The organism is Dietzia cercidiphylli, assembly GCF_014145145.1.
GTDB lineage: Bacteria > Actinomycetota > Actinomycetes > Mycobacteriales > Mycobacteriaceae > Dietzia > Dietzia natronolimnaea.
Genome location: NZ_JAALEA010000019.1, coordinates 1 through 15,817, shown reverse-complemented (window position 1 = coordinate 15,817; position 15,817 = coordinate 1). Strand labels below are relative to the sequence as shown.

The 15,817-nt window shown below is 68.6% G+C and carries 15 protein-coding genes and 1 pseudogene; 10 read left to right on the top strand and 6 right to left on the bottom strand.

What is annotated here, in order from left to right; all coding sequences use genetic code 11:
- The 5 genes and pseudogenes from G6028_RS01095 to G6028_RS01075 form a co-directional block, all read right to left on the bottom strand.
- A pseudogene (locus G6028_RS01095) lies at positions 1-209 on the bottom strand (YdcF family protein); the annotation flags it as partial.
- Between the two features lie 22 nt (positions 210-231).
- Positions 232-1,170: a dTDP-4-dehydrorhamnose reductase gene (rfbD, locus tag G6028_RS01090; RefSeq protein ID WP_241730450.1), complete on the bottom strand. Its 939-nt coding sequence runs from the start codon at positions 1,168-1,170 to the stop codon at positions 232-234.
- A gap of 119 nt (positions 1,171-1,289) precedes the next feature.
- Positions 1,290-2,171: a glucose-1-phosphate thymidylyltransferase RfbA gene (rfbA, locus tag G6028_RS01085; RefSeq protein ID WP_182610400.1), complete on the bottom strand. Its 882-nt coding sequence runs from the start codon at positions 2,169-2,171 to the stop codon at positions 1,290-1,292.
- Positions 2,168-3,196 carry a dTDP-glucose 4,6-dehydratase gene (rfbB, locus tag G6028_RS01080; protein ID WP_182657761.1) on the bottom strand — a complete coding sequence of 343 codons (1,029 nt, stop codon included), beginning with the start codon at positions 3,194-3,196 and terminating at the stop codon, positions 2,168-2,170. Before rfbB ends, rfbA begins: the two co-directional genes overlap by 4 nt.
- Before the next feature lie 10 nt (positions 3,197-3,206).
- Positions 3,207-4,301, bottom strand: a complete 1,095-nt coding sequence (locus G6028_RS01075) for a YihY/virulence factor BrkB family protein (protein WP_182657760.1) — start codon at positions 4,299-4,301, stop codon at positions 3,207-3,209.
- A gap of 272 nt (positions 4,302-4,573) precedes the next feature.
- On the opposite strand from G6028_RS01075, the gene G6028_RS01070 reads away from it, so the two are divergent.
- The 9 genes from G6028_RS01070 to G6028_RS01030 all read left to right on the top strand — a co-directional run bounded on the left by G6028_RS01070 (position 4,574) and on the right by G6028_RS01030 (position 14,121).
- The gene (locus G6028_RS01070) at positions 4,574-5,794 is read left to right on the top strand and encodes a C4-dicarboxylate TRAP transporter substrate-binding protein (RefSeq protein ID WP_182615460.1); all 1,221 of its coding nucleotides are present in this window, start codon (positions 4,574-4,576) and stop codon (positions 5,792-5,794) included.
- A 25-nt stretch (positions 5,795-5,819) separates the two neighbouring features.
- Complete coding sequence (locus tag G6028_RS01065; RefSeq protein WP_182657759.1) at positions 5,820-6,356, top strand: TRAP transporter small permease subunit; 537 nt, start codon at positions 5,820-5,822, stop codon at positions 6,354-6,356.
- On the top strand, positions 6,349-7,851 hold the full coding sequence (locus tag G6028_RS01060) for a TRAP transporter large permease (RefSeq protein ID WP_182615456.1): 1,503 nt from the start codon (positions 6,349-6,351) through the stop codon (positions 7,849-7,851). The genes G6028_RS01065 and G6028_RS01060 overlap by 8 nt, the downstream gene beginning before the upstream one ends.
- 112 nt (positions 7,852-7,963) lie before the next feature.
- Positions 7,964-9,121 carry an acyl-CoA dehydrogenase family protein gene (locus G6028_RS01055; RefSeq protein ID WP_182657758.1) on the top strand — a complete coding sequence of 386 codons (1,158 nt, stop codon included), beginning with the start codon at positions 7,964-7,966 and terminating at the stop codon, positions 9,119-9,121.
- A gap of 19 nt (positions 9,122-9,140) precedes the next feature.
- The gene (locus G6028_RS01050; RefSeq protein WP_182657757.1) at positions 9,141-10,679 is read left to right on the top strand and encodes an AMP-binding protein; all 1,539 of its coding nucleotides are present in this window, start codon (positions 9,141-9,143) and stop codon (positions 10,677-10,679) included.
- A gap of 60 nt (positions 10,680-10,739) precedes the next feature.
- Entirely contained in the window at positions 10,740-11,915 is a 1,176-nt protein-coding gene (locus G6028_RS01045) for an acetyl-CoA C-acyltransferase (protein WP_182657756.1), read from the top strand.
- A 45-nt stretch (positions 11,916-11,960) separates the two neighbouring features.
- Positions 11,961-12,725 (top strand): SDR family NAD(P)-dependent oxidoreductase, encoded by a 765-nt coding sequence (locus G6028_RS01040; protein ID WP_179523222.1) that lies wholly within the window; start codon positions 11,961-11,963, stop codon positions 12,723-12,725.
- Between the two features lie 2 nt (positions 12,726-12,727).
- On the top strand, positions 12,728-13,498 hold the full coding sequence (locus G6028_RS01035) for a crotonase/enoyl-CoA hydratase family protein (protein WP_179525975.1): 771 nt from the start codon (positions 12,728-12,730) through the stop codon (positions 13,496-13,498).
- An 11-nt stretch (positions 13,499-13,509) separates the two neighbouring features.
- On the top strand, positions 13,510-14,121 hold the full coding sequence (locus G6028_RS01030; protein WP_179523223.1) for a TetR/AcrR family transcriptional regulator: 612 nt from the start codon (positions 13,510-13,512) through the stop codon (positions 14,119-14,121).
- Positions 14,122-14,180: 59 nt separating this feature from the next.
- Here the strand turns inward: G6028_RS01030 and G6028_RS01025 are convergent, their stop codons facing one another.
- Positions 14,181-15,257, bottom strand: a complete 1,077-nt coding sequence (locus G6028_RS01025) for a YihY/virulence factor BrkB family protein (protein WP_182657755.1) — start codon at positions 15,255-15,257, stop codon at positions 14,181-14,183.
- A 164-nt stretch (positions 15,258-15,421) separates the two neighbouring features.
- Between G6028_RS01025 and G6028_RS01020 the strand changes: the two genes are divergently transcribed.
- Entirely contained in the window at positions 15,422-15,817 is a 396-nt protein-coding gene (locus G6028_RS01020; protein WP_179523225.1) for a hypothetical protein, read from the top strand.

Genomic DNA, 15,817 nt, shown 5'->3' with positions numbered 1-15,817 from the left:
CCCGCCTCCACCAGGTCTCGGGCATAGGCGTGCCGTCCGTCATCCGCGCCGGCGAGCATGACCACGGCGTCGGCGCGGACCGGATCCTCCCCGCGGGGCTGCAGCAGGTACACGCCCCAGGCGGTGAGGGCGAGGGCGGTGGTGATGCCGATCGCACCTGCCGCGAGGGCCGCGCGGCGGAGGCGTGGACCGAAGCGCGGATGGGTCATGCGCGCAGGGTTGCCGGTCGCCTCACCGGTCACCTCCGCCGCGCGCGACCCGTGCGTGTTCGGCGATGGCGCTGGTGAGGTCGGCCCGCCAGTCCGGTAGCGGTGAGAGTCCCGCCGCCTGCCACGAGGTATCGGACAGCACGGAGAACGCCGGCCTCGGTGCCGGGCGTGGGAACTCGTCCGAACGGCAGGGACGGACCCGGTCCGGATCGGCGCCGTACCGGCTGAACACCTCGCGGGCGAGCTCCCACCACGTCGCGCGCCCGCCTCCGGCCCCGTGCAGGGTGAGCCCTCGGGTGTCGACCCGACCGGCCCTCTCGGCGGCCAGCATCTCCAGCAGACCGCCGGCGAGGGCCTGCGTATAGGTGGGCGAGCCCCACTGGTCGTCGACCACGTTGAGCGTGTCTCGCTCGCGCTCCAGTCGGACCATGGTGGCCACGAAGTCGCTGCCGGACAGGCCGAGGGACTCGCGTTGCGGGCCGGTGTAGAGCCACGCGGTGCGGATGACGGTCGCTTCCGGGTGCGAAGCCAGCACAGCCCGCTCCCCCGCCAGCTTGGTCCGCCCGTACGCCGTGGTGGGGGCGGTCGGGTCCGTGGGCTCGAGCGCCGGAGCGGTGGCCGGGTCACCTCCTCCGGGGATCTCGCCGGAGAAGACGTAGTCAGTACTGATGTGGACCATCCGGATTCCGCGCTCCCGGCACGCTGCGGCGAGCTCCTCGGCGCCGACGGTGTTGATCGCCCGGGCCCCCGCCTCGTCGGCTTCGGCGCCGTCGACATCGGTGTACGCGGCCGCGTTGATCACCACCTCCGGCGAGAAGCGGTCCAGGGCGGCGGACATCGACGCAGGATCGGTGATGTCCAGTTCGTCACGGCCCGGGGCGTCGGCCACCCCGGAGAGCGCGTGCCCGAGCTGCCCGCCTCCGCCGGTGACGAGGACCCGCGGCAGCCCGGCGGGGCGCAAGGGCTCGCCCGCCCCCTCTGCAGCCGCTCCCCCCTCTGCACTCCCGCGTGCACCGCTGCTCAGGCGTGCGTGCATCGGGGGGAGCGGCTGTGCAGGCTGATCGTCCGGATGGCCGCCGCTCACCACTGCCGACCCTTTTCGCGGCGGAGCACGTCGAGCAGGTAGGCCCCGTACCCCGATTTCCTGAGGTCGTGGGCGCGGTCGGTGAGCTCGTCGTCGTCGAGATACCCCATCCGCCACGCCACCTCCTCCGGGCAGCCGATCTTCAGGCCCTGCCGGTCCTCGATGGTCCGGACGTAGTTGCCCGCGTCGAGCAGAGAGTCGTGGGTGCCGGTGTCCAGCCAGGCGGTTCCACGCGGGAGCACCTCGACCTGTAGGCGGCCGGCCTCGAGATAGTGCCGGTTGACGTCGGTGATCTCGTATTCCCCGCGCGGCGACTTCTCGAGGTTCCGCGCCACCTCCACCACGTCGGCGCTGTAGAAGTAGAGCCCCGGGACGGCGAAGTCGGAGGACGGGTTCTCGGGCTTCTCCTCGAGGCTGATCGCGCGGCCGGCGGCGTCGAAGTCGATCACCCCGTAGTCGCCCGGGTTGGACACGCGGTAGGCGAACACGGCGCCGCCGTCGAGGTCGGCGAACCGTCGCAGCTGCGCTCCCATCCCGGGGCCGTAGAAGATGTTGTCGCCCAGGATCAGCGCCACCGGGTCGTCACCGATGTGGTCCGCACCCAGGACGAACGCCTGGGCCAGGCCCTCGGGGGCGGCCTGCTCGACGTAGCTCAGGGTGATGCCGAACTGGCTGCCGTCGCCCAGGAGCCGCCGGAACTGCGGCGCGTCCTCGGGCGTGGTGATGAGCAGGATGTCGCGGATGCCCGCCAGCATGAGCGTGGACAGCGGGTAGTAGATCATCGGCTTGTCGTAGACCGGCATGAGTTGCTTGCTGGTGGCCAGAGTGAGGGGGCGCAGACGGGTGCCGCTGCCGCCGGCCAGGACGATGCCCTTCACAGCACCTTCTCCGTCCGGGCGTACTTCGCCTCGACGCTCTCCTTGACCGGCTCCCACCAGTCGCGGTTCTCGCGGTACCACTCGATGGTCCGACGCAACCCGTCCCACAGGTCGGTGTGCTGCGGCTCCCACCCCAGCTCCTCGCGGGTGGCGGTGGCGTCGATCGCGTAGCGCAGGTCGTGGCCGGGACGGTCGGTCACGTGGTCGAAACCCGGGTCCCCGTCAGTGCCGGTGGCGCCCATGAGCTCGCAGATCATCTGCATGACCTGCAGATTGGAGTGCTCGCCGTCGGCGCCGATGAGATAGGTACGCCCCAGTTCACCGGCTGTCAGGATCCGAAGGACGGCCGAGTTGTGGTCGTCGACATGGATCCAGTCCCGGACGTTGGCACCACTGCCGTAGAGGCGGGGGCGCTGCCCGGTGAGAAGGTTGGTGATCTGCCGCGGGATGAACTTCTCGACGTGCTGGTACGGGCCGTAATTGTTGGAGCAGTTGCTGATGGTGGCGCGGACACCGAAGCTGCGGACCCACGCGCGCACCAGCATGTCCGCGCCGGCCTTGGTGGCCGAGTAGGGGCTCGACGGGTTGTAGGCGGTGGCCGGGGTGAACCTGCCCGGATCGTCGAGCTGCAGGTCGCCGTAGACCTCGTCGGTCGAGACGTGGTGCAGGCGCACGTCGTGGCTGCGGCAGGCCTCGAGCACCGCGTAGGTGCCCACGATGTTGGAGTGCACGAACGGCCACGGGGTGGCGAGCGAGTTGTCGTTGTGGCTCTCGGCGGCGAAGTGCACCACCGCGTCCTGCGGTCCGGTGAGCTGCGCGACGAGCCGGTCGGTGACACCGGGGGCCGCGCAGTCGCCTTCCACCAACGCGACCCGATCCGACGGGAGTCCGGCCAGACTCGTGCGATTGGCGGCGTAGGTCATGGCGTCCAGCACGGTGACGTGGGCGTGCGGATGCTCACGGACCACGGTGTGGACGAAGTTGGCGCCGATGAACCCGGCTCCCCCGGTGACGACGAGGCGCATGCGACCAACCCTACCGCCGTGGAGGTGCCGCCTCGGTCGTCTTCCCGGCCTCGGCATCCGCGTCACCGGCCGCCACGTCATCAGCGGAGGTGTCGTCGTCGACGGGGGCCGGATCCCGGCGCAGTTCCCGGTAGTCGGCGAGCATCGTGGCCCGCCGGCGCGCGAAGAAGTCGCTGGCCGTCGTGTCGCGCGGGGTCACCTGCACCGTCTCCTCGGCCGGTATGCCGGCCCGGAGTTGGCGGATACGCAGCACCTCGGTGTCCAGCCGCGCGCCGTAGAGCACGGCCATGTTGACCAACCACAACCACAACAGGAACACGATGATCCCCGCCAGCGATCCGTACGAGCGGTTGAAGTTGCCGAAGTTGGAGACGAAGAAGCCGAAACCGGCGGTGGCGACACCGATGATGAGCAGGGCCGCCGCCGCACCCAGCGAGACCCAGTGGAATTTGCGTCCGGCCACGTTGGGAGCGAACCGGTAGAGGATCGCCAACGCGAGGATGGCGGAGATCAGGGCCCCCGGCCACTTGGCCACACTCCACACGGCCAACGCGGTCTCGCCGAGGCCGATCCACCCACCCACGGTCTCGGCGATGGGGCCGGTGAACACCAGCGCCAGGCCCCCGACGGCCACGAGGACGATGAGCAACGCCGTGAGCAGCAGGCCGACGGGCAGCAGCCGCCACGGCGGCCGTCCCTCCTCCACTCCGAGTATGAGGTTCATCGCGCGACCGAGCGCCCAGACATAGCGGGACGCGGTCCACAGCGCGATGGTCGCGCCCACCACCAGCGCCGTCCCGGCGGCCTGCGTGGTAACGACGGCCTCGACGGGACCGCGGATCGGGTCGAGCACCTCCGGCGGGGCGATGTCGGAGAGCATGGCCATGATGGCGTCGACCGTCCTGGCCCCCTGCCCGAACACGCCGAGCAGCGAGACCATGACGAGGATCGCGGGGAACAGTGAGAGCACCCCGTAGAAGGTGAGCGAGCCCGCCTGATCGGGGCCGCGATCGCGGAGGAACTCCCCCACGGATCTCGCGAGGACCAGTCTGACGGTCCGGAGTCGTCGCCGAACGGTCGTCACGGCGCCACCGGAAGTCGTCATGCCCTGATTGTGGCTGCTCGGGCGTGAGTCGTGTGGCGCGCCGCGCCCGTCGGGCCGCCTCAGTGGGCACGCAATCCCGAGCCCGACCCCGAATCTATGACAATCATTTCTTGACAAGCCGACGTGACGCAACTAACTTAACGAACGTTCGAAACGTGATCTGGATTACACCAGCGCGCGGATCGAGCGGTCTGCCGCACACCCCCTCAGGCCATCCATCAGGACCCCGGACGCACCTTCACGCGACCGGTCCGGAACCAGAAGGATCCCCGATGTCCCGCAGCAACCGAAACCGCGTGGCCCGACGCGCGGCGCTCGCCCTGACGATGATCGGAGCGCTCGCCGCCACGGGCTGCTCCGGCGGCCACCGAATCACCGGCGACAGCGTCGAGACCATGGAGCCGATCACACTCCGGTACGGCGACTACACGACCGTCTCCTCCGCCGGCCCCTTCCGCGCCTTCGCCGAGCAGGTCGAGGAGGAGACCGGCGGCAAGATCACCTTCGACGAGTACTGGGGCGGCAGCCTGGTCAAGGGCGCCGACATGGCGCAGGGGGTCCGCGGCGGGATCGTGGACATGGGGATGTTCACCCCCAGCTATTACCCGTCCGAGTTCCCCATGACCGACTGGACCAGCCAGATGGCCAGTGTCGTGGAGCCGGAGTACCCGCTCGGCATGATGCAGGCCTTCGCCGGTGGCAGCGAGTTCGCGCTCACCGACCCGCTGATCGAGGAGCAGTTCTCGGACCAGGACATCAAGCTCCTTTTCACCTGGACCCCCTCGACCAACTACCACCTCGTGTGCAAGGACCCGGTCAACAGCCTCGAGGAAGCCCGGGGCAAACGGGTGCGAAGTGGCGGCGCATTCAACTACGGCGAGATCGAGGCCCTGGGGATGGTCCCCGTGACCCTGCCGACCGGCGAGATCTACGAGGGCCTGCAACGCGGGGTGATCGACTGTTCCCTGGCCAACGGCAAGATCATGATCGCCCTCGGTCTGTGGGAGGTCGCCAAACACTACGTCGACATCCCCTTCTCGAGCTACACGCAGTACGTGATCATGAACAAGGACGTCTGGGACGAGCTCCCCGAGGACGCCCGGCAGATCATCGACGACGCCCGACAGACGTGGTTCGACGGCTACCTCCGCGAGGAGGGGATCGTCCTGCACCAGCGGCTCCTCGCCGAGGGCGCGGACAAGAGCGTGAGCTTCTACGACGTCGACCCCGAGCTCAAGGCCACCCTCGAGACGTACCAGGAGGAGGCACTGCGCACCCTGCCGGAGCGCGCCCCCGACGACCTCGAGGATCCCGAGGGCACCGTCGAGCGCTACCGCCAGATCATGGCCGATTGGAAGACGCGGCTCGAGGACATGGGGTACGACGACCCGGCCCTCGCCGAGATCCCGGAGGACCCGGAGTCGGTCCAGATCGATCTGGCCCCCTTCGAGCAGTCCGTCCGGTCCGAGATCTTCGACCGCACCGCGCCCTGACCCCCTCGAGCAGTTGGAGAACCTGATGGACACCACCACCACCGACGCGGAGCGGCGCGTTCCGGGGCAGCGGGCCCTCGCCCGGGTGCTGTACGCATGCGCCGTGATCGCGGGGATCGTCACCCTGGTCATGGCCCTGCACATCGCCGCCGACGTCAGCTCCCGGAACCTGACCGGAACCCCCCTCTCCGGCACGCTGGAGATCACCCAGAACTGGTCGATGGTCCTCATCGTGATGCTCGCGATGGGGTACGCGGAGCAGATCGGCGAGCACATCAACGCCACCATCCTCACCCAGTACCTCGACCCCGTCTCCCGCTGGTGGTCCGACCTGATCGTCTCGGGTCTGATGTTCCTGTTCGTCTCGGCGCTGACCTACTACTCGATCACCGCGGCGGTCTTCGCCGTCGTGGTCCAACAGGTCGCACTCGGGGCGATCACCATCCCGATCTGGCCGGTGAAGATCGTCCTGGCCATCGGATTCGCCCTGTTCGCCCTCCAGCTCCTGATGTCGATCATCAGCCTGCTGATCAACGACCGTCCGAGGAAGTCCGATGTCTGACACCACCCTCGTCACCGACCACACCGGCGTGGCCCGCACCGACGATCTCGCAGTCCCCACGCCGAACCGCAACTTCATCCGGGCCTACTGGGGCAACTTCGGCTTCTCACTGATCATCGCCGCGGTCATCCTGTTCACTCCGGACCTCCCCGACACCGCTGTCGGCGTCCTGACCATCCTCCTGTCGATCGTCGCGATGGTCTCCGGTATCCACGTGGGTATCGCGATCATGGGTGCCGGCGCGGTGGGCCTGTGGAAGCTCGCGGGCACCAGCGCCGTGGCCGTGACGTTCGAGGACGTCCCCTTCACCTCCGCCGCCAGCTGGAGCCTGTCCGTCATCCCCCTGTTCATCCTCATGGGCGTGGCGATGGGTCGGTTCAATCTGACGGGCAAGCTGTTCACCTCCGCCCAGGCCTGGCTCGGCCGGTTGCCCGGCGGACTGGCGGTCTCGACCAACTTCGCGGGCGCCGGACTGGCCGCCTCGAGCGGCAGCTCCATCGCCATCTCCTACGCACTGGGGCGCACGACCATCCCCGAGATGCTGCGCGCCGGGTACAAGCCGTCGCTGGCCACGGGCGTCGTCGCGATGTCCGGAACCCTCGGGATGCTCATCCCGCCCAGCGTGGTCCTGGTGATCTACGCCGGTGTGGCCGAGACGCCGGTCGGGCCGCAGCTGCTCGCCGCGCTCATCCCGGGACTGCTCACGGCCCTGGCGTACGGCGTCGTCATCGTCGTCAGGTGCAGCATCGACCCGACCCTCGGGCCCCGGTCGACCACCCACTACACCTGGGGCCAGCGGCTGCGTTCCCTCGTGGACGTCACCCCGGTGACCCTCATCCTCATCCTCATCATCGGCGGCATGTACACCGGCATCTTCACGCCCACCGAGGCCGGCGCATTCGGTGCGATCGCCGCGATCCTGCTGGGCTGGCTGTTCGGTGACGACCGCTCCGTCGGCCACCTGGTCCGGACCGTGCTGACGTCCCTGCGCGAGACCGCGGCCGGTGTCGCCTCGATCTTCCTGCTCCTCATGGGAGTACATGTGCTCACCCGCGTGGTGGCCCTGTCCGGGGTCGCCGACTGGATCACCGAGACCATCACCTCGCTCGGGTTGAGCCGGACGCTGTTCCTCCTCGGGCTGATCTTCGTGTTCCTCATCCTGGGCATGTTCATGGACGGCCTCGCGATGATCCTGCTCACGGTGCCGATCCTCATGCCGGTGCTGGCCACCTTCGACATCAGCCTGCTGTGGTTCGGCGTCTTCATGGTGATCCTGGTCGAGCTGGCGCTGGTCACCCCGCCGATCGGCATGCTCAGCTACATAGTCCACCGGATCGCGTCGAACCCCGAGGTCAACGAAGGGATGACGGTCCGTCTGTCCGACGTGTTCAAGGGCGTGTCCTGGTTCGTCGTCACCAGCGCTGTCATCCTCGTCGCTCTGATCTTCTTCCCCGAGATCGCGCTCTGGTTGCCCGAGACCTCCGCCGCGGAGTGACCAGGTCACTGCCAGCGGATCACGGGCCACCCGCCACGGCCCGGTTACACCAGCCACGCAGCCACCACCAGACAAACCCGAGACAAAACCGAGGCAAACCCCAGGAGTCACCATGCAGCGGACCATCTTCACCCGAGAGCACGACGAGTTCCGCCAGTTGGTGCGCGACTTCATCACCAAGGAGGTGGCCCCGCACCGTGAGGAGTGGGACGAGCACGGACGCCCACCGCGCGAGTTCTTCCACAAGCTCGGAGAGCTCGGCATCCTCGGCATCCAGGTCCCCGAGGAGTTCGGCGGCGGCGGCGAGACTAGCTTCAAGTACAGCGCGATCATCTTCGAGGAGGTCGCCCGCGCCGGCGTGTCCTTCGGCTCCTATACGGTGCACTGCTGCCTCATCCTGCCGTACCTCCTCGAGTACGGGACCCCGGAGCAGAAACGGCGCTGGCTGCCGGTCTTCGCCTCCGGCGAGTTGATGACCGCCATCGCGATGACCGAGCCCGGCACCGGGTCGGATCTGGCGAACATCGCCACGACCGCCAAGCTCAGCACCGACGGCACCCACTACGTGGTCAACGGCTCCAAGACGTTCATCACCGGCGGCGTCACCGCCGACATGATCCTCACGGTCTGCCGCACCTCACCGTTCGACCCTGACAACCGCCGTCACGGCCTGTCGATCCTCTGCGTCCCCACCGACGCCGAGGGATTCTCCGTGGGCCGCAAGCTCGACAAGATCGGCCTGCGCCAGCAGGACACCGCCGAGCTGTCGTACAACGACGTCAAGGTGCCCGTGGAGAACCTGCTCGGGGAGAAGGACGCGGCGTTCTCCTACCTCACCCACAACCTCCCGCAGGAACGCCTGAGCATCGCGCTCAACGCGGTCGCCCAATCCGAGGCGGCGCTGCGACTGGCCACCGACTACACGCGTGAGCGAGTCGTCTTCGGCAAGCCCGTCTCCTCCTTCCAGAACACCAAGTTCGTGCTGGCCGAGTGCGCGACAGAGGTCGAGGTGGCCCGCGTGTACGTGGACCACTGCCTGGAACTGCTCGACCGGGGCGAGCTCACCGTCGCGGACGCCGCCAAGGCCAAGCTCCACGCCACCGAGATGGCCGCCCGCGTGATCGACCGGTGCCTGCAGCTGCACGGCGGGTACGGCTACATCACCGAATACCCCATCGCCCGCCTCTACACGGACACCCGCGTCTCCCGGATCTACGGCGGCACCAGTGAGGTCATGAAGACGATCATCGCCAAGAGCCTCGGGCTCTGACGGTCAGGGGGACTCTCACGTGTATCCAGGAAGATTCGCCATCACCCACCCGGACAAGCCGGCCGTCATCGAGGACGCCACCGGCCGCGTGGTCACCTACTCCGAGCTCGAGGCCCGTTCGGTACGGTTCGCCAACTGGCTCCTGGCCCGGGGGCTGCTGCCGGGCGACCACATCGCGGCGCTCTCTGTCAACGACGCCACGGTATTCGAGCTGTACTGGGGCGCGATGCGCTGCGGCCTGTACTTCACGATGGTCAACACCCACCTGGCCACCGACGAGGTCGCCTACATCGTCGCGGACAGCGGCGCCCGGGTGCTTCTCGTCTCGGGCGCCCTCGCCGAACTCGGTGAGTCGATCGTCGACCAGACGCCGCACGTCGAGCACCGGCTCGCGTTCGCCGGCGAGGTCCCCGGCCACCTCGACTACACGACCACCATGGCGGAGATGTCCACCACCCCGCCGGCGGACCAGCCGCGCGGGGCGGACATGCTCTACTCCTCGGGCACCACCGGCCGCCCCAAGGGCATCAAACCCGCGCTCGACGGTGCCCAGGTGGGCGACGAGCCGGGCCCGTCACTCGTGGCGCGCATGAAGCGCAACTACGGGTTCGACGACGACACCGTCTACATGTCCCCGGCCCCGATCTACCACGCCGCTCCACTGCGGTACGCCACGGGAACGCAGGCCCACGGCGGCACGGTGATCCTCATGGACCGCTTCGACCCGGAACACTGCCTGGCCGGGATCGAGAAGTACGGGGTCACGCACAGCCAGTGGGTCCCGACCCACTTCATCCGGATGCTCCGCCTGCCGCAGGCGGTGCGCGAGTCCTACGACGTGTCGTCGATGCGGGTCGCGATCCACGCCGCCGCCCCGTGCCCGGTGGAGATCAAGAAGGCCATGCTCGACTGGTGGGGGCCGGTGGTCTACGAGTACTACTCGTCCACGGAGTCCAACGGCGCCACCACGATCTCCCCGGACGAATGGCTGCGCAAACCCGGCAGCGTCGGACGTGTCGGACAGGGCTCCTCGGGCATCGTCCACATCTGCGACGAGTTGGGCGCGGAACTGCCCGCCGGTGAGGACGGGTGGATCTACTTCGAGCGCGACGACTACTCGTTCGAGTACCACAACGATCCCGGGAAGACCGCGGAGACCAGGCACCCCGACCACCAGAACTGGACCACGCTCGGCGACATCGGTCACCTCGACGAGGACGGCTACCTGTACCTGACCGACCGGGCCAAGTTCACCATCATCTCGGGCGGGGTCAACATCTACCCGCAGGAGATCGAGAACTGCATCGCCGTACACCCGGACGTCATCGACGTCGCGGTGATCGGCGTCCCGGACGAGGTGATGGGACAGTCCGTTAAGGCGGTGGTCCAACTCGTCCCGGGCGTCGAGCCGTCCGAAGCGACCGCCGAGCGGATCAAACAGCACTGCCTCGACCGGATCGCACGCTACAAGTGCCCCCGCACCGTGGCGTTCACCGAGGTCATCCCCCGCACTCAGACGGGGAAGCTGGTCAAGGGCCGACTCGACACCTCGGTCTGACCCACCAGAGCAGACGCCACCGCGCCACCCGCCCCGCATCTCACCCGAATCGGAGAATCCGTGCACAACGCAGTCATCATCGACGCCGTCCGCTCCCCCATGGGGAAAGGCAAGCCGGGCGGTGCCCTCGCCGACCTGCACCCCGTCGACCTCCTCGCCCAGCTACTCTCCGGACTCGTCGACCGGACCGGCCTCGACACCGCCCTGGTCGACGACGTCATCGTCGGCGTGGTCAGCCAGGTCGGCGAACAATCCGGCACAGTCGGCCGCCAGGCCGCCCTCGCCGCGGGGTTCCCCCAGCACGTGCCCGGCGTCACCGTCGAACGCAAGTGTGGCTCGAGCCAGCAGGCCGTCGACTTCGCCGTCCAAGGTGTGGTCGCCGGTGCCTACGACGTGGTGATCGCCGCCGGCCTCGAGTCCATGAGCCGCATCCCGATGGGCGTCAACCGGCTCGACCAGGATCCCCACGGACCGCTCGTCCACGCCCGCTACCCGAACCTGACCAACCAGGGCGTGGCCGCCGAACTCGTGGCCGGCAAGTGGGACCTGTCCCGTGAGCAGCTGGACGAGTACTCGGCGCGCTCCCACGACCGCGCGGACGCCGCACGGTCGAGTGGATGGTTCGACGAAGAGATCGTGCCCGTGACCACCCCGGCGGGACTCGTGGACCGCGACGAGTCGATCCGACCGGGCACCACCGCCGAGAGGCTGGCCGACCTGCGTACGGCGTTCGACACCGAGGCCGCACGGGCCGAGCGGCCAGAGATCGACTGGAAGGTCACCGCCGGCAACTCCTCGCAGATCACCGACGGCGCCGCGGCGATGCTCATCATGAACGAGGACGTCGCGCGCTCACTGGGCCTGACGCCGATCGCGCGGATCGTGGCCTCCGCCGTCGTCGCCGACGACCCGGTCCTCATGCTCACCGGCCCGATCCCCGCCACCCGCAAGGTCCTCGACCGCGCCGGGATGACCATCGCGGACCTCGACACTTACGAGGTCAACGAGGCCTTCGCGTCCGTGCCGCTGGCCTGGCGGGACGAGATAGGCGCCGACGACGACAAGCTCAACCCCGTCGGCGGCGCGGTGGCTCTGGGCCACCCGCTCGGCGCATCGGGTGTGCGCATCATGACCACGATGATCCACCACCTGCGCCGCACCGGCGGCCGCTTCGGACTCCAGACGATGTGCGAAGCCGGCGGGATGGCCAACGCGACCGTAGTAGAGGCCCTCTGACCCCCTCTCTCGTCCGAGAGATCCCCCTCCAGAAAGGCACAATCCATGGATCTGACAAACGCCAGCGCACTGGTGACCGGCGGCGCCTCCGGACTGGGTCGGGCGACCGTGGCCCGGTTCGTCGACGCCGGTGTCCCCACCGTCCTGGTGGACCTGCCGTCCTCGAACGGGCAGCAGGTTGCCGAGGAGTTCGGTGACCTCGTCACCTTCGCCCCCGCCGACGTCGCCGATCCCGAGGAGATCACCGCGGCTGTCCGGGCTGCGGCGGACCGCGCTCCCCTGCGCGCGGTCGTGCACTGTGCGGGCATCGGCCGGACCGTCCGGGTGGTGGACCGCGAGGGCGAGCCGGGCTCGCTGGAGGACTTCGAGCTGGTCGTGCGGGTGAACCTCCTGGGTTCGTTCAACGTCCTGCGGATCGCCGCGGCCGAGATGGCCGAGAACGATCCCGTCGACGGTGAGCGCGGCGTGGTCGTCATGACCGCCTCCGTGGCCGCGTGGGAGGGACAGATCGGCCAGATGCCCTACTCCGCGTCCAAGGCCGGCATCGTCGGGATGACGATCGTCGCCGCGCGGGACCTGGCCCGCCGCCAGATCCGCGTCAACACGATCGCCCCCGGCATCTTCGAGACGCCGATCTTCGATCGCCATCCGGCCGAGCTGGTCGAGGGCCTGGCCGCACAGATCCCGCATCCCTCGCGGCTCGGTCGGCCTGACGAGTACGCCAAGCTCGCGCTGCACGTGGTGGACAACGCCATGATCAACGGCGAGACCATCCGCATCGACGGCGCGATCCGGATGGCGCCCAAGTGAACATCGAGACGGCCGACCGTGTGCACGTGGAGGAGATCAACGGCGTGATGGTGGTGACGCTCGACCGCCAGCACGCCCGCAACGCCATCAACCGGGCGACGTCGGAGGCGGTCGCCGCGGCGATGGAGGAGCTGGACCGGCGGGACGACCTCTCCGCGGGCGTCATCACCGGTGCCGGGCCGGTGTTCTGCGCCGGGATGGATCTCAAGGCGTTCCTCGCCGGCGAGGACGTGTCGCTACCGGGCCGCGGTTTCGCCGGGTTCGTGGAGCAACCTCCGGCTAAGCCACTCATCGCCGCGGTCGAGGGTCCGGCGCTCGGGGGTGGGTTCGAGATCGTCCTGGCCTGCGACCTCGTGGTCGCGTCCGAGACCGCGCGATTCGGACTTCCCGAGGTCAAACGGGGTCTGCTCGCGGGGGCCGGCGGACTCATGCGTCTGCCGCGGCGGGTGCCGTATCAACTGGCCATGGAGATGGCGTTGACCGGCGAGCCCGTCGACGCCGGGACCGCCCGCGCGGCCGGGCTGATCAATCGCCTAGTCCCCGCAGGCGGCGCCCGCGACGCGGCAGTGGAGCTCGCCTCCGCGATCGCCGCCAACGCCCCACTCGCCGTGCGGGCGTCCAAGGAGATCATGACCGGGTCCCGCGAATGGACCTCCGAGGAGGAATTCGGAAAGATGAGGGGGATATTCCTACCGGTGAGGTCCTCCGACGACGCCCGCGAGGGAGCGTTGGCATTCAAGGAGAAGCGCCGACCCCGGTGGACGGGCAACTGAGGAGACCGAAGATGACCAGCGGCACGGTGCAGAGTGACCTGTTGGCTGTCGCACGCCGCGAGTTCGTGGAACACGGTTACGGCGGAGCGTCCATCCGCTCGATCGCCCAGAAGACCGGGGTGAGCCTGTCGGCGATGTATTACCACTACGCCAGCAAGCAGGAACTGCTCGCGGCGATGCTCAATGTCGGGATGGACTCATTTGAGCAGCGGGTGGTCGACGAGTTCCAGGCGAAGGATCCGACCCCCACCGGTCGACTGCTGGGGTACGTCGCCTCACTGGTCCGGTTCCGCACCCTCGAGCAGGAGCAGTCCCAGCTGGTCCAGACTGAAACCCGGAACCTTGAACCAGCATCCCTCTCCGCGTACCGCGAGCGGCAACGGCAGTCCAGCGAGCCGCTGCGACAGGCGCTCGCGGACGGCGTCGCCAGCGGAGAATTCCGCACACCGTTCCCGGAGGACTCGTACCGGTCGATCCTGGGCATGTGTAACGCGATCGCCCACTGGTACGAGCCGGGCGGCGACCTCCTGGTCGAGGAGATCGTGCACCGATACCAGGAGCTCGCACTGCGCGTGGTCTACCACCGCGACGTCGCCTCCCCGGAAACAGACCCCGGGACCTGACCCCGTTTCTGATCCCGGGACCTGATCCCGCCGGCATCCGGGGACGAATGCCCCGGCTGTCAGTCGGGGTTGCGGGCCTGCTCCGCCTGGGCCTCGCGGCGGACGTCGGCGGCGTCGTCGATGGTCTTCTGCCGCTTCTCCTCGGCCTTGTCGCTGGCGGTGGTGTCACGGGGCGGGAGCTGGATGGTCTCCTCGGCGTGCATCCCGGCCTGGAGTTCGCGGGCCCGCTCCATCTCGGCGTCGACCTCGGCCCCGAACAGCAACGCGTTGTTGGTGATCCACAGCCAGAGCAGGAACATGATGACGCCGGCCAGCGAACCGTAGGTGGCGTTGTAACTGCCGAAGTTCGACACGTAGAACACGAACGCGGCCGTGGCGACCGCCCAGACCAGCAGCGCCACGATCGCACCCATGGAGATCCACCGGAACCTGGGTTGCTTGATGTTGGGCGAGAACCCGTAGAGCACGGCCAGGATCACGATGACGACGAGGACCAGCACCGGCCACTTGGCGATGCCCCACACGGTCACGGCGGTCTCGCCGAGGCCCACGAGGTCACCCACCCAGGCGGCGATCGGGCCGCTGACGACCAGCATGAGCCCGGCCAGGCAGACCAGGAGCAGAAGGACCGCGGTCAGCACGATCATGGCGGGCTTGAGCTTCCAGAAGGGGCGCCCCTCCTCGACCTCGTAGATGCGGTTCATGGCCCGCCCGAAGGCGCCCACGTAGCCGGACGCCGTCCACAGCGCGCCCAGCAGACCTGTGATGAGGGCGAGTCCGGCGGCCGGGGTGTTGACCAACGAGTCGATGGGCCCCCGCAGAGCCGCGAGTGTCTCCTCCGGGGCAGCACCCTCGAACAGCTCCATCACGGCGTTGACGGTCTCCTGGCCCTGACCGAACACGCCGAGCAGGGACACCACCGCCAGCAGCGCCGGGAAGATCGAGAGCACCGCGAAGTACGTCAGCGCGGCGGCCAGGTCCGTGCATTTGTCCTTGGAGAACTCGGCGGCGGCACGCGTGAGGCCGATCTTCCAGGTCCCGGCCTTCAGTGAGGTCGGCGAGTCGGGCTTCCCCGAATCCGGGTCGGCGTCCGGGTCGGGCTTGTCGGTGATGTCGCGGCTGCTGTTCGGGCTCATGGAAATGACTGTCCCACCGGAGGCCCGCTCGCGCATCCTGTGGGGTCGATCTCCCCGGGGCGGAATCAGGCATCATGTGCGTTACCCTCCTGGGTGTCACATCACCAAAGAGTCACTTCACCTGTGTCGCAGCACTCGCGACCCCGACCCCCACAGGAGCACCCATGAGCCTGTCCAACGCCATCCTCCGCGGAGTCACCGGCGCGTTCGTCCTCAACTCGGGACTGTCCAAGCGCAACCTGCCCACCGAGGCGGCCCAGGGCCTACAGGGATTCGCCGCCACCGGCGTCCCGCAGGTCACCAAGCTGGAGCCGGACACGTTCGGCAAGTTCGTCGCCTACTCCGAGATCGGGATCGGCGCGGCATTGCTCACGCCTGTGGTCTCGCCCCGCCTCGCGGGCGCCGCGCTCGGCACCTTCTCCGCCGGCCTGCTGGCGATGTACTTCCGCAACCCCTCGATGACCGAGTCCGACGGCATCCGCCCCTCCCAGGAGGGCATGAGCCTGGCCAAGGACGCGTTCATGGCCGCCATTGCCGGAGCCCTGGTCACGAGCAGGTGA